This window comes from Shewanella sp. OMA3-2 (assembly GCF_021513195.1).
Taxonomy (GTDB): Bacteria; Pseudomonadota; Gammaproteobacteria; order Enterobacterales; family Shewanellaceae; genus Shewanella.
The window spans coordinates 2,030,195-2,056,854 of the sequence record NZ_CP090974.1 but is presented as its reverse complement, the minus strand read 5'-3'; the positions used below and the strand labels follow the sequence as shown (position 1 = coordinate 2,056,854).

General features: G+C 40.7%; 16 protein-coding genes and 2 pseudogenes. 4 read left to right on the top strand and 14 right to left on the bottom strand.

Annotation, left to right across the window (positions count from 1 at the left end; genetic code table 11):
* Positions 1-237: 237 nt before the first annotated feature.
* The 12 genes and pseudogenes from L0B17_RS09070 to L0B17_RS18200 all read right to left on the bottom strand — a co-directional run.
* Positions 238-3,933 carry an AAA family ATPase gene (locus L0B17_RS09070; RefSeq protein WP_235084234.1) on the bottom strand — a complete coding sequence of 1,232 codons (3,696 nt, stop codon included), beginning with the start codon at positions 3,931-3,933 and terminating at the stop codon, positions 238-240.
* Positions 3,933-5,225 (bottom strand): exonuclease subunit SbcD, encoded by a 1,293-nt coding sequence (sbcD, locus tag L0B17_RS09065; RefSeq protein WP_235084231.1) that lies wholly within the window; start codon positions 5,223-5,225, stop codon positions 3,933-3,935. The genes L0B17_RS09070 and sbcD overlap by 1 nt, the downstream gene beginning before the upstream one ends.
* 81 nt (positions 5,226-5,306) lie before the next feature.
* A complete protein-coding gene (locus L0B17_RS09060) occupies positions 5,307-6,068 on the bottom strand; it encodes a TSUP family transporter (RefSeq protein ID WP_235084229.1) in 762 nt (253 codons plus the stop codon).
* 311 nt (positions 6,069-6,379) lie between these two features.
* Positions 6,380-6,766: a ribonuclease E inhibitor RraB gene (locus L0B17_RS09055; protein WP_235084224.1), complete on the bottom strand. Its 387-nt coding sequence runs from the start codon at positions 6,764-6,766 to the stop codon at positions 6,380-6,382.
* Positions 6,767-6,776: 10 nt separating this feature from the next.
* Positions 6,777-6,998, bottom strand: a complete 222-nt coding sequence (locus L0B17_RS09050) for an RNA-binding S4 domain-containing protein (protein WP_226414945.1) — start codon at positions 6,996-6,998, stop codon at positions 6,777-6,779.
* Between the two features lie 61 nt (positions 6,999-7,059).
* Complete coding sequence (locus L0B17_RS09045) at positions 7,060-7,866, bottom strand: SDR family oxidoreductase (RefSeq protein WP_235084222.1); 807 nt, start codon at positions 7,864-7,866, stop codon at positions 7,060-7,062.
* A gap of 8 nt (positions 7,867-7,874) precedes the next feature.
* Positions 7,875-9,073 (bottom strand): annotated as a pseudogene (locus L0B17_RS09040) (HD-GYP domain-containing protein).
* Between the two features lie 92 nt (positions 9,074-9,165).
* Complete coding sequence (locus tag L0B17_RS09035) at positions 9,166-9,669, bottom strand: DUF2919 domain-containing protein (RefSeq protein ID WP_235084221.1); 504 nt, start codon at positions 9,667-9,669, stop codon at positions 9,166-9,168.
* A gap of 60 nt (positions 9,670-9,729) precedes the next feature.
* Positions 9,730-11,736 carry an NAD-dependent DNA ligase LigA gene (gene ligA, locus L0B17_RS09030; protein ID WP_235089464.1) on the bottom strand — a complete coding sequence of 669 codons (2,007 nt, stop codon included), beginning with the start codon at positions 11,734-11,736 and terminating at the stop codon, positions 9,730-9,732.
* Positions 11,737-11,815: 79 nt separating this feature from the next.
* Positions 11,816-12,799, bottom strand: a complete 984-nt coding sequence (gene zipA / locus L0B17_RS09025; protein WP_235089463.1) for a cell division protein ZipA — start codon at positions 12,797-12,799, stop codon at positions 11,816-11,818.
* A gap of 18 nt (positions 12,800-12,817) precedes the next feature.
* On the bottom strand, positions 12,818-14,377 hold the full coding sequence (locus L0B17_RS18205) for a chromosome segregation SMC family protein (RefSeq protein ID WP_443019946.1): 1,560 nt from the start codon (positions 14,375-14,377) through the stop codon (positions 12,818-12,820).
* A gap of 724 nt (positions 14,378-15,101) precedes the next feature.
* Positions 15,102-16,250: pseudogene (locus L0B17_RS18200) on the bottom strand (chromosome segregation SMC family protein); the annotation flags it as partial.
* A gap of 170 nt (positions 16,251-16,420) precedes the next feature.
* Here L0B17_RS18200 and cysZ point away from each other — a divergent pair.
* Both cysZ and L0B17_RS09010 read left to right on the top strand, forming a co-directional pair.
* Complete coding sequence (cysZ, locus tag L0B17_RS09015; protein ID WP_235089459.1) at positions 16,421-17,194, top strand: sulfate transporter CysZ; 774 nt, start codon at positions 16,421-16,423, stop codon at positions 17,192-17,194.
* Between the two features lie 230 nt (positions 17,195-17,424).
* Positions 17,425-19,761, top strand: coding sequence for a carbohydrate binding family 9 domain-containing protein (locus L0B17_RS09010; RefSeq protein ID WP_235089458.1), 2,337 nt, complete (start codon positions 17,425-17,427; stop codon positions 19,759-19,761).
* Positions 19,762-20,003: 242 nt separating this feature from the next.
* On the opposite strand, the gene L0B17_RS09005 is transcribed toward L0B17_RS09010, so the two are convergent.
* On the bottom strand, positions 20,004-21,125 hold the full coding sequence (locus tag L0B17_RS09005) for a beta-ketoacyl-ACP synthase III (RefSeq protein WP_235089457.1): 1,122 nt from the start codon (positions 21,123-21,125) through the stop codon (positions 20,004-20,006).
* 378 nt (positions 21,126-21,503) lie between these two features.
* Between L0B17_RS09005 and cysK the strand changes: the two genes are divergently transcribed.
* A complete protein-coding gene (gene cysK, locus L0B17_RS09000; RefSeq protein WP_235089456.1) occupies positions 21,504-22,469 on the top strand; it encodes a cysteine synthase A in 966 nt (321 codons plus the stop codon).
* Positions 22,470-22,846: 377 nt separating this feature from the next.
* Here cysK and focA read toward each other — a convergent pair whose 3' ends face one another.
* Positions 22,847-23,773 carry a formate transporter FocA gene (gene focA, locus L0B17_RS08990; protein ID WP_235089454.1) on the bottom strand — a complete coding sequence of 309 codons (927 nt, stop codon included), beginning with the start codon at positions 23,771-23,773 and terminating at the stop codon, positions 22,847-22,849.
* Between the two features lie 601 nt (positions 23,774-24,374).
* Between focA and pflB the strand changes: the two genes are divergently transcribed.
* On the top strand, positions 24,375-26,657 hold the full coding sequence (gene pflB / locus L0B17_RS08985; RefSeq protein WP_235089453.1) for a formate C-acetyltransferase: 2,283 nt from the start codon (positions 24,375-24,377) through the stop codon (positions 26,655-26,657).
* Positions 26,658-26,660 lie beyond the last annotated feature (3 nt).

Genomic DNA, 26,660 nt, shown 5'->3' with positions numbered 1-26,660 from the left:
ACTTTTATCGTAAATTTTAATCGCGTGTTATCAATGTGTTAAATAAATAATAATGATTTAAACACTTTTCACTTACTTGCATCAAGTGCTGCATTTTCAAGCAAGGATAAATTTCGTGTGCACTGTTATATCAAATATTTGTCATATTACAAATATATATTGAGCAGATTTAATATATTTTTTGCGCTAGATTACACTCTTAGTAGGAGCTTGAGTCAGATCAAGCTCTGAATTGTTTCAAGCTATTGCAAACTGACTTTGTAGTTTACTTACACCAAGTCCATTCATTTTATTGACTTTAATTTGTACCGCTATGCGTTCTTTCATCGCTTCTATATGACTAATCACACCGATCATTTTGCCTGATGCATTTAAGTTATCTAACGCATCTAACGCAATATCTAATGTTTGACTGTCTAAAGTACCAAATCCTTCATCAAGAAATAACGAGTCAATGCTGGTTTTATGGCTAACTAAATCGGACAACGCCAGTGCTAAGGCCAAACTGACTAAGAAACTTTCGCCCCCTGACAAGGTTCGCGTATCTCTAATGGCATCGCCTTGCCATGTATCGAGTACTTGCAATTCTAATGCTTCGCTATCTTTACGTTCAAGTTGATAACGACCATGTAATCTATCTAATTGTCTATTGGCCAAGGCGACCAAATGGTCGAGTGTTAAACCTTGCGCAAAACGGCGGAATTTATCGCCCTTTTGCGAGCCAATCAATGAATGTAAATAGGCAATGTCATCATAATCTTGCTTGGCAAGCATAAATTGATTTAGCAAGGTTTGCTGTTGAGCTTTTAACTCAAGATCTTGTTTTAAGGCATGCTGGCTCTGCCATAATGCTTGTTGCTGAAGGTGCTGCCGTTCTAGTAGCGTTTGCTGCTCTAAAGTGACCTCATCTATTTGCAACACATCAAAACCATCCGACACGCCTAGCTGGTGTAAGTCATGCATATTTTTAGCGGCTTGAGTGAACAACACCTGCGACTCTTGTAATTGATTATCAAGCTGGCGTTTTAATAGTGTTAATCTTTGATGTTCCTCTGGTGCTAACAATGCCTGATGATAAGCATCTTCATTTTCAAATGGACTGGCCATTAATGCCTGCCGCCAACGCTCAGCAAGCTGTTGGTGATCTTGACTCTCTAACTCAAACTGACGGCTTAATCCCTGCTTTTGAGTTGCCAAGGTGTGTGTTTGAGTCTTGCTATCTTGCAGTTGAATAAACTTTTCCTGCAAATTGCTTTCTTGCTGCATCAGATCATGCTCGCTTTGGTGCTTGACTTCATCGACTTGCTTATCGGCAAATAAATCGGCTCTTTGCTGCAGCTTTAATTGTAAATCATCTTGGGTTTGACTTAAGGCCACTTGAGCAAGCGTAATCTGCTCAGTCATTTGAGTGACTTGTTGCTGATATTGCTGTGACTCCTGTGCCAATAATGCCAATTGCTGGCGGTTGTTCTCCAGCATTTTATGAGCCTCTAGCCATTGATAGATATCGGCCTCAAGTGAGTGTAACCATGAAGCAACATCTGCCCAATCAGGCAAGGTTAAATCACACTGGCTGATGTGCTGGGTTAACTGCTGTTTTGTCTCGCTTAAGCTCAACTCAATTAAGTTAATTTGATGAGTGTGCTTATCGATTAACTGTAAAGCTGTTTTCAGCTCAAGCTGTGCCAACTGTAACTGACTATTTTCAGCGTGTTGTATCTGTTCCAGTTGAGCTTGGTGCTCATTCAATTGGCGGGTTGAGTCGTTAAGTGTTTTAAGCTGTAATATCACATCTGACAGCTGCTTTTTATGTTCATCCACAGTAGTAATATAATCAGCAATAGCTTGCTGGCTTTGAGTATCATTCAAATCAAAACTCACGCCTAGCGCCTGACAGTAATCAATTGCTTGCTGCTGGTATTGCTGCAGTTTCCCTTGCCACTCTTGCACTGCGGTTTGTTGGTTTTGTTGCATATAAGTCAACTCAGCCAGCGCTTGTTTGTACTGCTCACCTTGCCTTTTTAATTGTTCAAGTTCTTCAAGCAGTGCAGCTTCTCGACGCTCTGTGTGCGATAAGTCCAACGCTTGATATGAGGAAACTAAAGGGTGCTCGGTGGAGCCACATAATGCACATGGCTCCCCCTCAATCAGTTTTGCCCGTTCACTGGTTAAATCCGCAATGCGTAACTCTTGCTTGAGCAGTTGCTGCACATCTTTTAGTTGCAGGTTTTTATCGCTCCACTGCCCCCGTATTTGGGTAAGCATCTTGTCTTTTTCGGCTATTTCAAGTTGGCGCTGATGAATAGCCTGCTGCCCATCAGTTAAAGCTTGACGCCCCTGGACATAGTCATGGACAAGTTGTGCCAGTTTCTCACGTAAACTTTGCTGTTCTAATACCTGTTGATATTCATTTTGCAAGTCGCTTTCGGCTCTACCCGCTAACAACTGGCTTATACGAGCTCGTAGGTTTTGTTGTTCGCCATTCAAAAGGGCAACTTGTTCACTATTGGCAGCAAGAGTTTTTTGTACTTTCTCTATTTTCTGTTGCAGCATAGCCGATGCGTGACTATGTACATCAATCTCGGCGCGATATTCCTGTTGATTTTTAGCTTGAGACAACCATTGCTGATGTTGGGTTTTCCAGGATGCTATATGTTGGCCTATAACCTGTCCCTGGTGGAACTGACTCACTAGAGCGGTTAAATGATGCTGTTTCTGATTAATGTTCGCGATGCCGTTTTGACTATCGGCAAGGCATTTACTAACAGCCTGGCTATCCTGCTGTTGTTTGACGATTATTTGCTGTTCACGCTCAATCTGCTGTTTTAGCACTTTAATATCATGATCTAACGGTATTATTTGCTGGTCAATTAATAGCAACAATTGTTTGTGTAAGGTTTTAACCGCATCGACTGCTATTTGTTGACCCCTATAAGCCTGTTCATTCTGGGCAACTTTAATACTTGATTGTTGCAACTGCTGACCAATACTGTCAATTTGCACGGTTAAATCAGTCAGTTTTTTAGCCAATTGAGCTTGTTGTTCAAATATCGGTTTAAGCTGCTGTGCAGGCTCACTATTGGCTAGTTTTTGCAATGCACTTTGTTGCTCATTAATTGCTTGTTTTGCTTGCTCAAATGCTTGTTGACAGACTAAATGGTGTTGGGTGGATTGCGTCAGTTGTTTATGCCACTGCAAAAACACATTTTTATGTTCAATTTTCCCATGCAATACCGTCAACTCGCTGGTTAATGCATGCTGTAATGCTTCATTTTCAACAACTTGTTCGTCACTTAATACCTGAACATGGTTAATTTGACCTTCAAGCAACTGTAATTGCTGCTTAGATTGGCTAAACTCCTGATGCACTCGCTCAGATATCTGGCCATAAATTTCGGTTCCTGTTAACTCTTCAAGTAACTCAGCCCTAACGTTAGCATCGGCGTTTAAAAATGCCGCAAACTCGCCCTGAGATAACATCATAGATTTAGTGAAACGAGCAAAATCTAAACCGGTGATTTTTTCAATAGCATCTGATTTTAATTTTATTTGACTGGCAATTATTTTACCGTCAGCTATTTTGGCTAACTCGACCTGAGCATCTTGTAAATTACCATCGACATTATCTCGAGCACGGCGCTGGCTCCAAAAAGCCCGATAGCCCACACCTTTTACCTCAAATTCAACTTCAGCTAAACATTCACTGGTGCCGCGAGTCATCAGCTCATTGGTTGACTTTGAGATCACCGCCAAGCGCGGAGTTCGATGATACAGCGCTAAACAAATAGCATCTAAAATGGTGGTTTTTCCCGACCCCGTTGGGCCAATAATGGCAAATAAACCGTTTTCAGCAAATGGGCTGGCGGTAAAATCAATCTTCCACTCATTTTTAAGTGAATTGATGTTCTTAAATCGCAACGTTAAAATTTTCATTATTGATTTTCCCCTTGCTGGGCTAACTCAACCATTTGGTGTATCTGATCAAACTTTTTAATAATTCGCTGTTTCGCGGCTTGATCGTCAAACTGCTCCTGCATTAACCGACGTTGAAATACCTCTTTTACAGATAATTCTGACAGGGTTTCATTTTGACTAATTTGCATCGCTGCTTTACGGTTAGCGCGAGCACGTTTAAGTTGCAGCACTTCAACGGCTTTATGTTGAGTCATATCAACAATTCTTGACTGTAAGTCAGACAAGTAATCTTGCTCGGTGACTTCGATACTTAGCCAAGTTTGTTTTAATGGCCCTGAAACATCAGAATCGCTAGAAACGTTATCGCCATCACTGTCACTAAATGAGGCTATTTGTTGTTGAATGTGAGCAAGATTGCCACGGATAAACTGCATAGGCTGGAACATAGGAATATGAAGTGCATCAACCTGTAGCGGGGATTGAGCTTGAAACTGGACTAAAAACACACTTTTATTGGCTAGATTATCTTTAGTTAACTCGTCAAAGCTCAATGCTAATGGCGAGCCTGAATAACGAATGTGCTCTGTTTTAGCCACTTTTTGCGAGCGATGAATATGGCCCAGTGCTATGTAGTCCGCAGGGGGAAATAAATTGGCATTAAAAGCATCTAAACTGCCGATATAAATCTCCCGCACCGATTCAGACGTACTGGCACCAACAGTAGTAAGATGGCCGGTGGCGATAATCGGTAAATTTTCATTTGTCGCCTCTTTATGCTGCGCCTGCAAACACAGTGCTTGCGCAAAGCTTGCTTGATAATATTGGGCGATGGCATTGCCAAGTTTTAATTGTTTATCTTTGGCGCTTTCATCTACTTGGCTTTGAATTAACTCTCTAGGACGCAAAAAAGGCAAACCACACATAATGGCGCCCGGCAGACCTTGACGATTGTTAATCACAAAAACATGTTCTTCAGGCGAAGATAATGCGCCTGGGATCACTAAGGAATTGAGGCATGCGAGCAGTTCTTTCGACTCGCCAAGCATTGATACAGAGTCATGATTCCCCCCCAAAATAATCAACTGACAGCCAGATTGCTGCATCTGAACAATAAATTGATTGTACAGGGTTCGGGCATAACTTGGCGGCGTGCCAGTATCAAAAATATCACCGGCAATAATTAAGGCGTCCACTTGATGTAGTGCTATTTGCTCCAGTAACCAAGTCATAAAAGCTTGATGTTCTGCTGCACGGTTTTTGCCAAAAAAATGCTGGCCTAAATGCCAATCTGAAGTATGAATAATGCGCATAATGACCTTTAATCTAATTCGGTTTCAATACGACTCATTGAAATAAGTACTGGATGCGGATGTTACAAATCACATATGAAGTTACATATATTGCGACCACAGCAGTTTTATACTCATTGCAAAAGACATAACGACAACTAAGGGTTTAATGATTTTCACGCCTTTAGTCACCACCAACCTTGAACCTAAGGTGGCACCTATAGCTTGGCCGACCAACATAATAAGGCCAAGTACCACAACAACCTGCCCACCAATGACAAAAAATATTAACGATGCAATATTGGTTGAAAAATTCAGTACTTTCGCATGTGCTGTCGCTTTAGCTAAACCAAAGCCCATTAATGACACAAAAGCCAGTGCAAAAAAGCTTCCAGTGCCTGGGCCAAAAAAACCATCATAAAAACCGACGCTCAACGCAGCCGTAAAAGCAAACACAGTTGGGGTGAGCACTTGATGACGATCATCTTCGGCGATTTTTTTCGAGAATAAAAAATAACAGCCAATGGCTAAAATTAAGAATGGCAGTACCAGTTGTAACACCTCAACATCAATCATTTGAACTAAAATGGTGCCTGCTGCGGCGCCTAAAAAAGCGCATATTAATGAAAGTTTGATGGCCTTTAGATCAACCATACCTTTACGAATAAAATATAAGCTAGCAAAAAAACTCCCACCACAGGCCTGTAGCTTATTGGTTCCGAGTGCCGCTGCGGGAGGTAAACCCACCCACATTAACGCTGGAATGGTAATTAACCCTCCGCCTCCGGCAATAGAATCAATAAAACCAGCAAGCATTGCGACGGCAAAAAGAATAAGCCCGAGTTGTAAGGTTAATTCAAACATAGATCACTCATTAATATGTTAACGAAGGGCAGTATTAAACCCGCTTTAAAACAGAATTACAAAGTATCAAGGCAAGAAAATACAATAACCTTAATAACAAGTGATATTGGCTATTAGGCAAACACAGTTCCGATGGATATTGTTCACATTATTTACAAGCTTAATGCGACTCATACCAATTAATAAAACCTTGTGCTGTCGCAGTTTGTTCATTTCATCGGGTATAAAAAAACCACCTATTTAAGGTGGTTTCTAATCGTTAGTTATATCTAAACTAACTACCGCTTATACTGACAAATATGGATGCAGTCTTAGTGATGACAATGCTCATCATGAACATGATCGTCATCGGCAAAATCACCGTCACCATCTTGATGCTGCATTACGCCCCAACCATCTGAAACGCCATCAAACTCTTTAGCAAAGTCATTTAATTGGATTTCTTTAGCCACTAATGCATCATACTCAGGCACCATATTGGTACAGATAATGACTTCCCACTTACTGGTATCTTCATCAAAATTAAGTTCTAACTCACCTTCTTCATCTTGTTGGCTTAACGCCTCAAGCGCTGATTCAGCATCACGTTTGTCTTCAAAAACAAGGAAGAAATCAACTTCTAACTCAAGGGTTAGATCAATACCAGACTCAGCCATTGCAGCCAGCATTTGTCCATTATCATCATCAGGGAATTGCATGGAATATTCCTTAAACAGTTGGCACTATTTTAATCATTTGACCGTTGAATGAAATTACATCATCAACGACACATTTTTTACGTTTGCGGGTGTCAACATCACCATTAACGGTAACTTGACCTTCAGTGATAACATGTTTTGCCTCACCACCGCCGTTCACTAAACCTTGTACTTTGAGCACTTTATAAAGTTCAACGAACTCATCGCCAGGTAATAATGGAAAATCTACCATGGGGATTTCACCTTGATTATCTAATTCATAAGATCAAACGAAAATTATACCCTATGGCGGCCTAGCAAGCATCAAGCATTTTTAACAGATACGGCTGCTGATAAGTAAAGCCAAGCTGCTGACAAATAAGGTTACCATCGATTACTTTACTTGGTGCAATTTGTTGATTAAATGTTGGTACACTCATTCCCGCATGAAGCGCAGCCTGAGTATAAAAAGCGTGCTTTGTCGGATGGTCTGGCGCGCACAGATTATAAACAGCACCTACTGTAGCTGAATTAAGAATAAGGCTTACTGCTGCGACACAATCATCAAGATGAACCAAATTAACCGCTGCATTGCCACCACTAACATTATCTTTGCCAGCCAAAAAACGTCCTGGATGTCTTTTGGGTCCTACCAGCCCTGAAAATCGCACTATGCAAGCATTGCTCATACAGGAAAAAAGTGATTCAGCTTGTAACAAAACATCACTAACTGAATTATGCGATGCGGCGTCTTGTTCAGTCATCATGTTATCTTCATTGGGGTAAACTCCTGAAGTACTGATAAAAATAACTCGTTGGTATTGTTTATCCCCTATAACTGACTTTAGCGCATTAAGATTGGCCATGTAATCTGTTTCACCACGCCTAAGACCTGGTGGAATATTAACCACAAGCATATCACTATCAAGTAACTCGCTAGTTGACGTTAAATCGATTTCAGCGCTAAGATCTAATTGATATGCCGCTATGCCAGCTTGTGATAAGGCAATTAAATCTGATTGTTTGCGTTTATTCGCTTTAACCTGGTGCCCTTGCGTTATAAGTGATTGAGCCAATGGAAAGCCAAACCAGCCACAACCAATGATGGTAATTGAAGCCATAAAATACCTTAGTAGGAAAAGTGATTAAAATAAAAATTAATAAGATTATCTGCTTGTAAGGTTTTTATCGCGCCATCACTTAAACTGTCTTTTTTGATGACTTCAACAATTTCCACTTCGCCGTCAATTAAAAAACGAAAGCTGGGATTGCCACCACTAATATTACACGACCAAACATGGGGCTTTTTAACTTCACGGGTGGTCATCATCACCTTAGCGACTTGATCATCAGACAATTTAACTAATGTACCAGGGGGTAAATACCCAACACTTTGACCAATAGTGACACTAAATGTGCTGAATGTTGACCGGCGCGCTGCTTAAACAATATGCCTAACGCTAGCTGAGGTGAATAGTACTGATGCATTAGCATTTGATAATCATTGGCCAAAGCAACAATTTGCGTAGTTTCGGCAATGCTTTTCTCAGTAAGATGATTTGGATAGCCTGATCCATCTATAAACTCGTGGTGATGTAAAATAATATCCAGCACAGCTTCAGGAAATAGCCCACAACGACTCACTAGATCATACCCTAAATTAGGGTGGGTTTTCATGAAGTTAACTTCGTGAGGCGTTAAATCACCATGCTTGCGCCGAATAGCATCTGGTACTTTAAGCTTACCTATATCATGTAATACACTGCCTAAAGCAATATCCCTTAATTTTGACTTATCCATGTTATTTAAATGCGCAATCGCCATCGACAGCACGGCAATTGAAATACCATGGGAAGTCAGGCTGGTTTCTTTTGTGCCGTGATCAACCAAGGACAAATACACAGTTTCACTTTCAAGCAAGTGTGCTAATAAATCTTCAACTAAAGTGGCTGATTCACGGTACATGCCTTCAGGATCACTGACCACTTGACCAAATATATTATGGCTATCATTAATCGCTTTAATAAATCGTTTTTGCCCAATACGCATCGACTTTTTGGCTAGCGCTTTATAATCAACTTCAACTACCTCCTCTTCTACTTTTTCTTGTACTTCTTCTACTTCACTAACAGCGGGCAGCAAGTCATGGCCGGCCAATACGTATACAAAATCTATATCCAGTTCTTTAATCATTTCGATTTGAGCTTGTTGTTCAAGCTTAATTTTATTAATAAAGAAAGGGTTTTGTGTCCACGGTAACGGCAGCTTAATAGTCAGCCCTAACATGAGTTCAGACAAGGGTATTTGGATAGGTTCTTGTTTAGCCAATGAATGTGCCTTCCATACTGAATTATTATTATGGTCAAAGCCATCGAGCAAAATACAGTTCGAATACTTACACTATAGAATGAATATTGAGTTTAAGTTGCTTTTTTACCATCTTGTTCATCCTCTTGATCATCAATGATATGCCAGTCGTTAAAATAATGATGTAAGCGTTTCGATTTTAACAGGTAGATACTGGTCCAAAATAAAAATAAAGCATCAAGCGCATAGGTCAAACTAAATAGAAAATCAGCATGTAATAATCGTTGCATCAACATGCCAGCATCAAGCATCACTAACAGCCACAATATAGCTTTGCCACGCTTAAACCAAGGGATAAACCTCTGCCATTGCCGTTTTCGCTCAGCAATAATCAGTCCATACAAAAATACCGCGCCTAACCCTGCACATAATGCCAAAATGAAATCTTGTTTATGTGGGTAGAATAATCTTACTAGGCCTGACTGATCATTAAACTGCGTTAAAGAAGCAATAAAAACGCACCAACCACGGGCTAAAAACACCAAAATAATATACAAAAAGTAAGGGGGCTTTATATGGCCTTTATCATCTAGCCAGGTAATGTTGCTAAAGTTCATACTACAAAATGACCTTTTTTACCAAAAAAATCAGTAAAGTAATCCGCTATATAATTCATATTAAGCCTGTAAAATAGCAATTAAACTATTTTCATCAATTACTTTTATCCCTAACTCTTGTGCTTTAGCGAGTTTAGAACCCGCAGCTTCTCCAGCAACTAAACAATCAGTATTTTTTGACACACTACCGGCAACTTTGGCACCCAACGCCTGTAACTGTGCTTTAGCATCGTTGCGATTCAATTGGGTTAACGTACCAGTTAACACCCAGGTTTGACCTTTTAAACTTAAATCACTTTCATCTGTTTGCTCAATGGACGGCCAGTTAATCCCGCTTTCAAGCAGTTTACTGACCACTGCTAAATTATGCTCTTGGGCAAAGAAATGGCTAATATGTTGGGCAACAATTTGACCAACATCATCCACCTCTAAAAGCTGTTCAATTGAAGCCATACGGATCGCCTCAAGTGTTTTAAAATGAGCCGCTAAGTTTGCTGCGGTTGCCTCACCGACTTCTCGAATACCTAAGCTATATAAAAAACGCGCTAAGGTAGTTGTTTTAGCATCTTTAATGGCGGCGACTAATTTAGTGGCAGATTTCATTGCCATGCGGTCAAGCATAGTTATCGCTGACGCCGATAAACCAAATAGATCAGCTGGGCTTTTTACCAGTTCTTTATCAATCAGCTGCTCGACAACTTTATCACCCATACCATCAATATTTAATGCTTTACGGGAGGCAAAATGCTTAATCGCTTCTTTGCGTTGTGCTTCACAAAATAATCCTCCGGTACAACGAGTAACAGCCTCACCCTCAATACGTTCAACATCGCTTTGACATATTGGGCAGCATAACGGGAAAACAATGTCTGTGGCGCTGTCAGGACGCAGTTCCAATACCACTGCGACCACTTTAGGGATCACGTCTCCTGCGCGTCGAATAATAACCGTATCGCCAATTTTCACCCCTAGGCGCGCTATTTCATCAGCATTGTGTAATGTGGCATTAGACACGGTAACACCACCAACAAAAACAGGTTGCAAGCGAGCAACCGGAGTAATTGCCCCTGTACGGCCCACTTGAAAATCGACCGCCTCAAGTACTGTCATTTCTTCCTGAGCGGGGAATTTATAGGCTATGGCCCAACGTGGTGCTTTAGCCACAAATCCTAAATTAAGTTGTTGTTGGATTGCATTAACTTTAATGACCACGCCATCGATTTCATACGCTAGCGCACTTCTACGGGTCAAAATATCCTGGTAATAGGCATACACTTTAGCTAAATCATCACACACTTTAACTTCAGCGCTAACCGGCAAACCCCAAATTTTAAGTTGCATTAACTGACCATGATGGCTTTGTGCCATGGGTTGTGACTCGCCTTCCACGACACCTAATGCGTAAGCATAAAACCCCAGCGCTCTGGACGCTGTTATTTTACTGTCAAGCTGGCGCAAACTGCCCGCGGCGGCATTACGTGGGTTTACAAAGGCTTTTTCATCTTTCGCCATTTGACGTTGATTTAACGCATCAAAGGCGGCTTTGGGCATAAACACTTCACCGCGTACTTCAACTAATTCAGGGTAACCTTCACCGCGCAGTTTTAATGGAATGGATTTTATGGTGCGCACATTTTCAGTAATATCCTCGCCTACTGAGCCATCACCGCGAGTTGCGGCGCGTTCAAGTACCCCATGACGATAGGTAATAGACACAGCTAAACCATCTAGCTTAGGTTCACAGACGTATTCTAGGCGCCCAACCTTGTCGGTAATACGTTTGTTAAAGGCTTCAAAATCTGATTGTTCAAAGGCATTATCCAAACTTAGCATTGGTTTTAAATGAGTAATTTGTTCAAACTTCGCTAACGCTAAACCACCCACTCGCTGGCTGGGAGATTCGGCAGATTTAAACTGTGGGTATTCTCGCTCAAGTTGAATCAAACGCTGCATTAAACGGTCGTATTCTGCATCAGGTATGGTTGGAGCATCATCAACATAGTAATGGATATTGTGTTGGTTTAAGGCTTGAGATAACTGGGCGATTTCAGTTTGAATTTCTTGCATGATATTAATCCGTAATACAATAAATAAGGCCGCATTCGCGGCCTTATAATACTAATAAACAACAAATAATAATTCGATATTAAGCGATTGCGATGCGGCGCTTATAATCTTCTTTAGCAGCGTCATTCCAAGGTTGACGCTTACCATCTAACAATTCGGCGTCTAAGTCTTCGGCCAATTGCATGGCGGAATTAAGCATAATGGTAAAGTTCATTTTAGGGTCACCATAACAAGGTAAGGTCATAAACAGCACCACACCTTCGGTCACAAATTGCTCCATATTATCAGGATCAAACACCCCAGGTTTTACCATGTTAGCTAACGAGAACAGTACCTTACCTGTTCCGGCATTATCAATGTGACGGTGGAATATTTCCATATCACCAAATTTGAAATTCAATGACAATAGCGCGGGTAATAATTCAGCACCTTGTAATAGCTCACCGGGTTTAGCTACAAGATGCAATACTAATACATCGGTTGGATCTGCGAGTGGTTGTTCAGGTTTTGTGTCAACAACATCGACAGCCGCTTCTGCAACTGCTGGCTGCACCGGTTGTTTATCGGGTTTGTTTTGTAACAACTGTTCTTTAGATTCGGCATAAGTAGGCAGCTTTATTTCTTCGAGATCTTTAGTGTTACGCTCTCTGTTGTCGACATCTTTATTAGCCGTATTTAATGGCTGTTGTTTTTTATCTATTGATGATTGCTGACTCGTTGATATTTGTTGTTGAGCTTTTTCAGCCGCTTTATACAAGCCCATCTCAACAGGTTTAATTACTTTGTCCTGCGCGGCTTTAAATACCGAACTGGTTTTATTAAAAGCAGATTTAAGCACTGGTGGGTCAACCTCTGTTGATTTTCGCACCCGAACACTGCCAATACCGTCATTATCAAAACCCGTTAAATCGCGTCGATCAGCTTGTTCTTTATAAAAGTTTGCCATAGGGCTTTCTTTCATCGACTTGGGTTGCTGTTTTCTAATCGACCAAAAACCGTGCACAAGAACTGCAATAATTGCAATTGCACCTAAAACTAACAACACTAGCTGTAAATCTTCCATTGTATACTTGATTCCTATTTATATTGCGTCAGCAAGCGCTACTGCGGCTTCTATATCTACCGCGACTATACGTGAAACACCCGGTTCATGCATAGTGACACCAATGAGTTGGTCAGCCATTTCCATGGTTATTTTATTGTGGCTGATATATACAAATTGCACACTTTGCGACATCTCTTGCAGTAAACGACAAAATCGTTCTACGTTAGCGTCGTCCAAAGGTGCATCTACTTCATCCAGCATACAAAATGGTGCTGGATTCAATCTAAATATGGCAAATACTAATGATAAAGCGGTTAACGCTTTTTCTCCACCACTAAGTAAGTGAATGGTACTATTCTTTTTGCCCGGAGGCTGCGCCATGATGGTAACGCCAGTTTCGAGTAAGTCATCATCGGTCAGTGCCAGGTATGCTTTACCACCCCCAAAAACCTTAGGGAACAATTGCATTAAGCCATTGTTTACCGAGTCAAAAGTCGCTTTAAATCGTGTTCGAGTTTCTTTATCAATTTTACGAATAGCATCTTCCAGTGTCATTAAACCTTGATTTAAATCACTATCTTGACTGTCTAAATATTGTTTGCGTTCACTTTGGGTATCATATTCTTCAATTGCCGCCAGATTGATCGCCCCTAATCCATTAATCTGGTCACGGACTGTTTCTAATGCTTTTGAACAGGCTTTTATATCAAAATCATCAGTAATATTGGCTAGCGCACTTTGTAGGTTGATATGCTCTTCCTGCAAAACCTGCAATTGCACATCCGCTTGACCTTTTATGCCCTCACGACGTAACTTTAACGCGCTTATTTTTTGAGTCAAGCTTTGTAGTGTGACAAGCTGTTGTTTTTGCATCATTAGTGATGCATCTAAGCTTTGTTGCAAATCAGCTTGCTGTTGACGGTTATCATTAAGCTTAATCTGATTGTGCTGCTGAATATCAAGCTGCTGCTCTAGCTGTAACTTAATAGTATCCCGCGCTACCTGTTCTAGTGACGTTTGCTTTACCTGACTATGCTGTTCAATAACCTCATAACGTTCTGATAACTCATCTATTTTTTCACCCTGCTGGGTTAATTGCTGACGACTAACTGCCACTTGAGTGTTAATTTTCTGCAAGGTTTGGTTGGTATTAGCCTTGTTTCTTTCCAGCTCCGCACGCTGAGTTTTCAAGTCGCGTAACTGCACACTGGCTTGCTCAAATGCTTGTTGCGCGCTATCCAGCTGCAACTGACATTGATGAGTTTGTGCCTCTAAAGATTCAACGTTAATTGATAATGCTTCTGCCTCAACCAATTGTTGCTGTTGATGATCCTTGGCCAAGTGTAATTCTTGCTCTAATTGCTGCAGGGTAATTTGACGATTATGTTGCTGTTCAACTAATCCCTCATACCTAGACTGCGCTTGAGTTTGTGCTACCAACAGTTGTTGCAAGGTTTGCTGGTGCTGTCCCAATTGAACATTCACCTCTGCCAATTGAGTCACTTGAGCGGTTTGCTGCTGCAATGCGGCGGTACTTTGTACCTCAAGCGCTGCCACACTTTCAATTAAGCTTTGTTGCTCGGCAACTAAACTCATAACAGACTGATGACTAGACTGCGCTAATACAAAGCCGTGACCGACTAAATAACCTTCTTTTGATACGATAACCGATGAGGCTGATAAACTGGCTATTCTCGCTTTGGCCTCGACCAGCGTGTCAACAAAAATAACCTGCTCTAACCAAGGTGCAAGATTCACTGGGCTGGTTAATGCCATATGTGAAAAAGTATCACCTAATAGCATAAATCCATTGATATTATTTGTATCGGCAGCCATATTTTCTGCTGTCAGCACTGTAGCCTTGCTCACAGATTGTAGCAATACATCAACGGCTTTTTCATAACCAGGGGGTAACTTTAATCACTTGCCATAACTGCTGACTGTCGGCATCGCCAACTTGGTTATCTAACCACTCATTAATTAATTGCAGTCGCGCCTTGGCACTAGCAAGCGCATCTTTTATATGATGATAGCCATTTTGTGCCTGTAATAGATTTTTTTCAGCGTCAACTAAATGCAGATCAAGCTGCTGCTTAACTGATTGTTCAGCAAGTGTTTGCTTATTTAAACGGCTTAATTTAGTTTGCTGTTCTAGAATCTCTTGTGCAATATCGGCATTAGCTAACTGTTGCAGTTTTTGCTGCAATACAGGAATCGTTTGCTCATGCTTACTTAGCAATTGTTGCTGATGATCATAACGCGATTGATAAACAGCAAGCTCTGTTTTAACTTGATTTAACGCATTGGCGGCATCATTAAACTGGCGTCTTAGTGCATCGCTAGTTTCATCAACCTGATGAACTTGCTCATCTAACACCTCAAATTGAATTTTCGCTTCATCAAGTGTTGGCATTAACGCTGACTGTTGCTTTAATCCTGCCGCTAACTCTAGCTCATATTGTTGTTGCTTAAGTATCGCGTCATCAAGGCGCTGCTGAATAAGTAACAACTCTTGTTCGCGCTGCGAATCTTGTAGCTGCTGATGTTTTAATTGCTGCTCAAACTTGGCGACTTCATTTCCAGCTTGATAATATTGTTCAACCAGCTTTTGTTCGGTATCTGTTAGGTCATTAATTTGTTGTTGTAATTGCAGCACTAAATTTTCAGATGATTGCTGACTCGCGGCAAATTCACTTTGTTGGCGTTCAAGCTCATTTAACTGGCTGTGCATTTCTGCCGACTGCATCGATAAATCTTGGTAGCGCCCAGCTAATAAATTAGTGTGTAACTCACGTTCTTGTGACTTTAACGCTCGATACTGTTTTGCTTCTTGCGCTTGTTGGGCTAAACGGTCAATTTGATTACCCAATTCTTGACGAATATCGTTTAACCGCTCGAGATTTTCACGGGTATGGCGAATACGATTCTCGGTTTCACGGCGACGTTCTTTATAACGAGAAATTCCCGCGGCCTCTTCAATAAACACCCGTAACTCTTGCGGCTTAGATTCAATTAAGCGTGAAATAGTGCCTTGTTCAATAATGGCATAACTGCGCGGCCCAAGACCTGTGCCCATAAATAAATCGGTAATATCTTTACGGCGACACTTTTGTCCATTAAGAAAGTAGAATGACTCACTGTCGCGGTTAACCTGTCGCTTAACAGAAATTTCTTGATAACTAGCATATTGACCAGCGAGTCGACCTTGAATATTTTCAAATATCAACTCGACACCCGCAACTGAAATAGGCTTTCTGGAGGTGGAACCATTAAAAATGACGTCTGTCATTGAGTCGCCGCGCAGGTTTTTAGCGCTACTTTCACCCAATACCCAACGTACGGCGTCAATTACGTTAGATTTTCCGCAGCCGTTTGGACCTATAATGGCGGTCAAGGGATGATCAAAAGGGATTTTTGTTGGGTCTACAAACGACTTAAATCCAGCAAGTTTTATTTGTTTTAATCGCATTTATGCCGGTATGGTTTGGTTAACGTTGCTTCTAGGCCGCTCACTGTAGCAATTGAGGCGCATTTTGTAACGATTTTTTGCTTTCAGATGCCGTTTATCGCTTGTTTTATGTCACATCGATTGTCACACTCGCCTTAAGAAACACTTATAAGACCGTCAAGGAGTCATCAATGGCAGTAACATCCCCTTCTAACCGTAAAAGTGGCGTTAATTATTTTTTGGAAGGCTTTGCGCTTATTAAGCAACCCGGACTACGTACATTCGTGTTTATCCCGTTAATGATAAATTTGTTGCTGTTTGCTGCGGTAATGTATTTTGCAGTGGGCAAGTTAGGCGACTTATTTACCTGGTTGAATGGTGAAGTCCCCGACTATCTTTCTTGGTTAAATTTCTTTTTGTGGCCGTTAGCGGTATTAACTATGCTTGTGGTGATGTCGTTTATCTTCAGCTCAGTGATGAACTGGCTAGCAGCACCTTTTAACGGCTTATTAGCTGAAAAAGTTGAACAGCATTTAACAGGCAAAAACCTCAATACAGGTGGTGCGGTAGATTTAATTAAAGACTTACCGCGCATAATGGGCCGTGAATGGCTTAAGTTGAAATACTATTTACCCCGCGCACTGATTTTTTTAATCTTATTCTGGGTACCTGTTATTGGTCAAACCGCCGCGCCTATTTTATGGTTTTTGTTTACCGCATGGATGATGGCAATACAATATTGTGATTACCCGTTTGATAACCATAAAGTGCCATTTGATGATATGAAGTTTGCTTTGCGCAATACTAAGGGAACCAGCTTCAGCTTTGGAGCTTCAGTAACATTATTTTCGATGATCCCGATAGTGAATTTTATTGTTATGCCTGTGGCCATTTGCGGGGCAACGTCAATGTGGGTTGATCGCTACCGTGACGCCTATAAAAATCCATCGGTTGCTGCTGATTAATCTCGCTTACAAGCAATTGTCGACTTAACACAGTAGCAGGCTACCTGCCCTTAAATAAGCGCTAAGATCTATTCTTGGCGCTTTTTCCATAAAATTCATATTCACAACGTACTACTTCCCCAACACAAGTTTTGTAACATTTTGACAGTCTTTTTGTAGCATTAAAGGTCGGAATTATTGCGTTTGTTTGCGACAATGCAGCAAACAAATAACAATATTCAAGATAAACAGTGAACAACTACTCAAAAACTCTATTAATACTCAGTGGACTTATTAGCTTTAGCGCCTTTGCTGGCAGTAGTGATCAATTTCATGCCACACTACCAACGCTCAGCGATGGCATTATTATTGATGGTGACTTCGATGAAGCTCAATGGCTGTTAGCTGAAGAAGTTGAATTGAAATTTGAAACCTCTCCAGCAGAAAACGTTGCTGCGCCAGTGGTGACTACCGCAAGAATATTTGCTTCGCAAACCAGTTTATATGTTGCCTTTACCGCCCATGATCCTAATCCACAAGCTATTCGCGCCAATTTGCGTGACAGAGACAAGTCTTGGGGTGATGACATGGTCGGCATCAAATTGGATACATTCAATAATGCACGATTAGCTTATCAATTTTTTATCAACGCTTATGGTGTTCAAAGTGACTCCATTGAGAACGAACTGACAGGCCACGAAAGTGATGCTTGGGATGGGATTTGGTACAGCAAAGGTAAAATCACCGACAATGGCTATCAAGTGGAAGTACAGCTGCCGCTTAGATTATTCAATTTTGATGATTCAAATGCCGTTCAAAAATGGGGCGTTGAGTTTATCCGCTTTTACCCTAGACATGAGAATCAACGTTTTTCAACCCATAAAATAGATCGTAATGTGTCGTGTAAATTATGCCAGCTGGGTATTTTACAAGGGTTAGAAGGCGCTAAACAGGGCAAAGATATTCAAATTACGCCCTCCCTTGTCGCTAACCAAAACAACCAAAGGCCCTTAAATCCTACTGGCCCCTGGGAAGCTGAGTCAGACGTTGAAGCAGGACTCGACTTACGTTGGGGCATAACACCAACCACATTATTAAATGCAACGATTAACCCAGATTTTTCCCAGGTAGAATCAGATGCGGGCCAATTAGATGTTAACAATACTTTTGCACTGTTTTATCCAGAAAAACGCGCATTCTTTTTAGATAACAAAGACTACTTTGACAGCCAACTGGAATTATTGCATACCCGCAATATTAGCTCTCCTGACTACGGGGTAAAACTCACCAGCAAAACCGATGATCATACTATAGGGGTATTAGCGGCAAATGATATCCAAACTCAGTTTTTAGTCCCTGGTAATTTAAGCTCAGATATTGCTACCCTTAATCAAGAAAGCTATAACGTAGCAACACGATATCGTTACGATGCTAGTAAACAATTATCTATTGGCGGGGTCATGACACTCAAGCAATCTGATGATTATCATAACTATGTTTATAGCACAGATATGAAATATCAGCCGACAGAGCAAGACACCTTTACTGCCCAATATGCATTTTCACAAACAGAATATCCTGAAAAGTTCTTTAATCAATTCTGTAAAGGGGATGATTGCACAATTCCTCCCATAGAATGTGATTTAAGTAATTGTGACTATAACGAACGAGTGCTGCGAACCAATAAACTAGGCCAATTTAGCGACAATATGTTCAAGCTAACCTATCAGCATAATCGTCGCGAATGGTATGCCTCAACACAGTACGAATCTGTTGGTGATGATTTTAGAGCCGATTTAGGCTTTATTGAAAAGGTTGATGCGGCCAAGTTTGTTGCCGGTGGCGGTTATCGCTGGTATCCATCAAATAGCTTTTTTAGTAAAATTCAGTTGGGTGGCGACTGGGATATTACTCACACCCAAAAAGGTGAAAAGCTAGAGCAAGAAACTGAAATGTTTATTGAATTTGAAGGCGGATATCAAAGCTATATTGCGTCAGGTATAACCCAGCGTGAACGCGTTGGCAGACGTCACAACCCATCCAACATCGACATTAACAACAACACCCAAATGTTTGATGAAACTATTGGCTGGTTTTACACCAACTTTGTGCCGCTGCAATCAATCAAGCTGGAATTAGATGTAAACTATGGTGATAACATCGATTTTGCCAACGATCGCCTAGGCACATTAACTATGTTCAACCCAGAAGTCGAATGGAAAGTAACCGATTCAATTGTGCTGAACTTATCCCATAGATATCAAACGCTTGATGTTGATAACGGCAAACTGTTTACCGCAAATCTAACCGATATTCGGGTCAACTGGCAAATAACCCTCAATAGCTTTATCCGCCTTACCAGCGTGTATACCGACATAGAAAGAGATCCAAACCTGTACATTTATCAACAACCCAATGCCAAATATCAAGACTTAGGTAATGAGTTACTGTATGGCTACAAGCTCAATCCACAAAGTGTGTTTTATATCGGTTATTCAGATGCATTTAAAGCTGACGACGAGATTGATTCATTAACTCAAAATGACAGAACCTACTTTATGAAAGTCAGCTATGCATGGTTACTATAAACCTGTAAAGAACATCTAAACCTCTATTGAACTGAGTAAAAAAATTCTTAAAATATTAGGGGCTGTTGATCTTTCAAGGTTGTTTTTACAGCGATTTGTTGGTCATTTGTACAAGGCAGAGACTTTGTGATGTAGTTATTCTACATAAAAAAGGCCGTAAGTTTTCACTTACGGCCTTGTTATTAATGTGTCTACTTACTTAGACATGGTAAACAATATTTGCAATGTTATCGCCTATAAAATTAACACTTTTCGAGTACGATACTGCCAATAGAGTACCCGGCACCAAATGAACAAAGTAGGCCAAGATCACCGGTTTTAAAATCGCTATTAAATTTGTTAAAAGCAATAACAGAACCCGCCGAAGCGGTATTAGCAAATTCATCAAGCACTATCGGTGCGGTGGTTTCGTCTACGTCATCGCCCAATAATTTCTTAACCACAAACATATTCATATTGATATTCGCTTGATGTAACCACAAACGTTTAAATTCTTCAGGTTTGATTTGCTCATCAGAGAATTGTTTATCTAAATGCTGATAAATCATTGGCAAAAGCTCTTTAAACACTTTACGCCCTTGCTGATGAAATAACTTATCAGCAGTACTCGCATTATCAGGATCACAACGATTCACAAAACCAAAATTACTGCGAATGTTATTAGAAAAGTCAGTCATACAGCTTGTCGATAAAATATTAAAGGCATGTTCTGTTTGTGCTAAGTCTTGCCTTTCAACCACAACCGCTGTTGCCACATCACCAAAAATAAAATGACTATCTCGATCTCTGAAATTACTTTGTGGTGAGGTCAGTTCAGGGTTAATCACTAATACGCGCTTTGCAGTGCCCCCTTTAATCGCATTAACTGCACTCACAATTGCAAAGGTGGCTGACGAGCAAGCCACTAGCATGTCATAGGCAAAACCTTTAGTACCAAGCTGTTGCTGGATTTCAATCGCAATAGCAGGATATGCCCGCTGAGTATAAGCACAGGCCACAATCACTAAATCGATATCTTCAGCATTCACTTTTGCTTGAGCTAACGCTTGCTTGGCAGCTTCAATACCCATACTGGCTTGTAATGACAACTCATCAGACGCTTGGTCGGCAATCAATGGCATCATTATTTGTGGGTTTAAAATCCCCTCTTTTACCATAACGTATCGATTTTTTATGCCCGAGGCTTTTTCGATGAATTCACTTGATGAATAAGCCAAGGGTTGAAGTTCATTTTCTTCTATTTGCTGTGAATTTTGTTGATTATGTAAATCCACATAGCTGTTATAGCTTGCAACTAACTCATCATTAGAAACTGAAAAAGGAGGAACAAAAAGACCACTACCTGAAATAACTACTTTTATCATGATGCTTTACCATTATTAATTTAATTGAGCTAAACGCTTACTATTTGGAACAGCAAAAACCATTAACATCCCAAATGAGCTTATACAGTCACCACAAAAAATGTATCTGTGAAAAAGAATTCATACATTTAGCCGCTTAACGCCATTTTAGTCCTAACTAGAAAAATAGTCTCACTAATATGTCCCAAATAGCTGGATGGTCAGACCATATAGGGGTTAGCACATATCCTCTGTATGGAAATTGACCACCAAATCTGCATAATTAGCATAACAGCAATGTCTTTTATAACCAAAAGGAATAAAGAATAACAAATATTCACTTCTAAATTATCTATTGCAGTTTATGATTAGATAATGCCAAAAAAGGAGTACACATTCATGAGCAAAATTTTCGAAGATAATTCATATACTTTAGGTAATACTCCACTCGTTCGCTTAAACCGCGTCAGCAACGGTAACGTATTAGCTAAAATCGAAGCCCGTAACCCAAGCTTTAGTGTTAAATGTCGTATCGGTGCGAATATGATATGGGATGCTGAAAAGAAAGGCACCTTAACTAAAGATATCGAATTAGTCGAACCTACTTCAGGTAACACAGGTATCGCACTTGCTTATGTTGCTGCAGCTCGTGGTTATAAGTTAACCCTGACTATGCCCAATACCATGAGTCTTGAGCGCCGTAAATTGTTAAAAGCACTTGGTGCTAAAGTGGTCTTAACAGAAGGTGCTAAAGGCATGAAAGGCGCTATTGATAAAGCAGAAGAAATTCGTTTATCAGACCCGTCTAAATATTTGGTTTTAGGTCAATTTAGCAACCCTGCTAACCCTGAAATTCATGAGAAAACTACCGGTCCAGAAATTTGGAATGATACTGATGGCCAAGTAGATGTATTTGTTGCTGGTGTGGGTACTGGCGGTACAATCACAGGGACTAGCCGTTTCTTAAAAGCGCAGGGCAAAGAAGTGATTTCTGTTGCGGTTGAGCCGGTAGACTCACCTGTTATTGCTCAAGCAAAAGCAGGCCAACCAATTCAGCCTGGTCCACATAAAATTCAAGGTATCGGTGCTGGTTTCATTCCAGATAACTTAGATTTATCAGTTGTTGACCGTGTTGAAGCGGTGAGTAATGATGATGCTATCGAAATGTCACTACGCTTGATGAAAGAAGAAGGTATTCTAGTCGGTATTTCTTCTGGCGCAGCTGTTGTAGCGGCTAATCGTATTGCTGCATTACCTGAGTTTGCTGGTAAAACCATAGTGGTGATTTTACCGTCAGCGGCAGAGCGTTACTTATCATCTGTGTTATTTGCTGGTGAATTTGGCGAAAGCGAAAACGTACAGTAATTGATTATCATCAGACAGTTCTAATAATGATTTGATAGTTAACTGAAAGCCTAGGGTCTGTTGATCTTTCAAGGTTGTTTTGGCAGCGATTTGTTGATCATTTGTACAAGGCAGAGGCTTTGTGATGTCGTTATTCTACATAAAAAGTCGATAACGCAGTAAACATGACCAACAAACGCTGCCCGAAGGGTTCGGCTAAAAACGTTGTTAACTCGAACAAAATTCAACCAGCAAAGATCAACAGACCCTAGCTTATGCTAGGCTTTTTGTTTTCCGAACAATGCCCATAGAAAATCCAATAACACATGTCATAAAGCTTCTAATCAGCGAGGAATACACTTTTTAAGAGTTTAGTACCCAGCATTGTAAGCTAGCCACTAATCCACTTCTGTTTCTATCGCAGGTTTACTTAGGCTGTCAGTTGAGGTCATTGCTGAAAAACTGCCGTTTTCAACCAACCAGTAACCTAAACCAATTGCGACCGCCCCGCCAACAATATTACCTAACGTCACCGGTATTAAATTATTAAAAATAGCATTGGTTAAGTTAATGTCGCTAAATTGATCTCTGCTAATTTCTAATCCCATAAAAAAGCTATCTGGGGCAAAGTTTTGTACTGCAATACCAAAAGGCAGCATAAATAAGTTAGCAATACAGTGTTCAAAACCTGCGGCAACAAACATGGCAACAGGCAATATCACTAACAAACATTTAGTTAATAAGTCTTTGGTGGCAAACGTCATCCAAATACCTAAACACACCAGGACATTACATAAAATGCCTAATACAAATGCTTGCAACCAAGTGTGATGCAATTTGTGCTGGGCAATGTTCAGTGCCGATAAGCCCCATTGATTATCAGCAAGCTCAAATAAGCGCCCTAACATAATTAACAGCACCATCAACAATGCGCCAAGCATGTTGCCTAAATATACTCGTGCCCAGCATTGTAACTGTTGCTTCATGGTGATCTGTTTATTTACCCAAGCAACGCTAGTTAATACAGTGCTGGTAAATAACTCTCCCCCTGCGGCAATAACTAACATTAAGCCTAAACTAAACGCGATACCGCCCATAAAGCGTGTCATCCCCCAACCAAGTTCACTTCCTGTGGTAACCGAAATATAAAACACGAAAGCGATTGCAATAAACATTCCTGAAAATATCGCCAGAATGAACGATTGCCAGGATGACTTTTGGACTTTTTGCATGCCATAGCTGTCAGCAATAGACAAGGATGTTTCGGCGTTAATCACGCTATCTTGATTGGCCATCAAAGTGCTTGAAGTAGTTTCAGGTTTCATTTATGACTCTCAACAACAGTATTATGTAAGCCATAAGTTATCCCTTAAGTAATGACTTATAGTTCTTTGCGCTATTGCCTATGATATTCACACAAGCAAAATCCACATGGTAAGACCAAATACAACCTACCTTTTCGATAATCAATATTAAGCTAAAAAATGGCTTAAATACGCTTTTCAACCAAAGCTGTTGTGCTCGCAACAAACAGAATACTAATAAAAACCCAATAAAGTCGCCAACCACAATGTTGAAACTGTTAGCTAGCTAACAGTTTCAACTAAAGGTTTCATAAATTCATAGCCAATAGATAGCATTACTAAAATGCTGTGATACCATTCAAAGGTAAATTGGTCTTACCAATTATTCAGATAAATAACACATCAATGGTATTGATAAAGTCAGTAGTCAGTAATCAATCATCTAGAGAGACTCGTCCTGTAGAGTTGATGTGATAAAAAGGCAAGATTATTCAGGTCGCCTTATAAAAAACAGTAGCCTGAAAAGAATTTCATCACCTGTTAGCAAAGGTAATATGACTGATGTAAAGCCGCAAAATTGCATAACAGTATATCGATTCATTAGTTTAAAGGTAGACATGACATGACTGATAAAACAACGGTTTTTGCAAATGCTTGGAATAACTTTGTCGCAGGTGACTGGAAAACACAAGTCAACGTTCGAGATTTTATTCAACATAACTACACACCTTATGAAGGTGACGAATCCTTTCTAGCCGATGCCACAGATGCGACTTTATCTTTGTGGGATAAAGTGATGGAAGGCATCAAACAAGAAAACACTACTCACGCGCCAATCGATTTTGACACAAAAATGGTGTCAACTATCACATCCCACGATGCGGGTTATATTGATCAAGAACTTGAAACCATTGTTGGTTTACAGACAGATGCACCACTAAAACGTGCCATGTTACCTAATGGTGGCATTCGCATGGTTGAAGGCTCGTGTAAAGCTTACAACCGTGAATTAGACAGTGATGTGAACTACATTTATTCTGAGCTACGTAAAACCCATAACCAAGGTGTATTTGATGTTTACACTCCTGAAATTATGGCGTGTCGTAAATCGGGGATATTAACAGGCTTACCTGATGCTTATGGTCGTGGCCGTATTATTGGTGATTATCGTCGTATTGCCTTATACGGTATCGACTATTTAATGCACGACAAACTTGCTCAGTTCACTTCTTTACAAGCTCAAATGGAAGCGGGTGAAGACTTAAACAATGTGATCCAACTTCGTGAAGAAATTTCTGAGCAATATCGCGCCCTGACTCAAATGAAAGTAATGGCTGCTAAGTACGGTTGTGACATTTCAGTACCGGCTACTTCAGCCAAAGAAGCGATTCAATGGACTTACTTTGGTTATTTAGCCGCAGTTAAAAGTCAAAATGGCGCGGCCATGTCTTTAGGCCGTACCTCATCATTTTTAGACATCTTTATTGAACGAGATATTAAAAACGGCATCATTACTGAACAACAAGCTCAGGAAATGGTTGACCATTTTGTCATGAAACTCCGTATGGTTCGCTTCCTACGTACACCTGAATACGATGAGTTATTCTCTGGCGACCCTATTTGGGCAACAGAATCTATCGCCGGTATGGGTGTAGACGGTCGTACCTTGGTGACTAAATCAAGTTTCCGCTTCTTACACACCTTATACAACATGGGCCCAAGCCCTGAACCCAATATCACGGTATTGTGGTCAACTAAGTTACCACAAGGCTTTAAACGCTATTGTGCCAAAGTCACTATCGATACTAGCTCAATTCAGTATGAGAATGATGACCTAATGCGTCCAGATTTCCAATCTGACGACTATGCAATTGCCTGTTGCGTTAGCCCTATGATTGTCGGCAAACACATGCAGTTTTTCGGTGCACGGGCAAATCTAGCCAAAACCATGCTTTACGCTATCAATGGTGGCGTTGATGAAAAACTGAAGAAACAAATTGCCCCAAAAACCGCAGCGATTACAGATGCAGTGCTTGATTTTGATGATGTGATGAGTCGCTTAGACAAGCAAATGGATTGGTTAGCCACCCAATATGTCACTGCACTTAATAGCATTCACTTTATGCACGACAAGTACTCATACGAAGCATCGTTGATGGCATTACACGACCGTGATGTACGTCGTACCATGGCATGCGGCATTGCCGGTTTATCGATTGCAGCGGATTCACTATCAGCAATTAAATTTGCCAAAGTAAAACCGGTTCGTGATGAAAATGGTATTGCCATTGATTTTAATATCGAAGGTGATTATCCAAAATTTGGTAATAATGATGCACGCGTTGATGATATTGCCTGTGACTTAGTCGAGCGTTTTATGGCGAAAATTCGCGATAAAAAGATGTATCGTAACGCAATTCCAACACAGTCAATCTTAACCATCACTTCTAACGTGGTTTATGGTAAGAAAACCGGTAACACCCCTGACGGTCGCCGCTCTGGTGCGCCTTTTGCTCCAGGTGCAAACCCTATGCATGGCCGTGATGAAAATGGCGCGATTGCGTCATTAACCTCCGTAGGTAAACTGCCATTTGAGCATGCTCAAGACGGTATTTCCTATACCTTCTCTATTGTGCCAAATGCACTCGGTAAAGAAGATGCTGCTCGTCGTAACAACTTAGCGGCATTGATGGATGGCTACTTCATGCACAACGACCATCAACAAGGGGGGCAACACTTGAACGTCAATGTGATGAATCGTGAAATGCTTGAAGATGCGATTATTAATCCAGACAAGTATCCACAGCTCACCATTCGAGTATCTGGTTACGCAGTTCGTTTTAACGCACTGACCACTGAGCAGCAACAAGACGTGATCACCAGAACCTTCACTAAAGGTTTATAAACT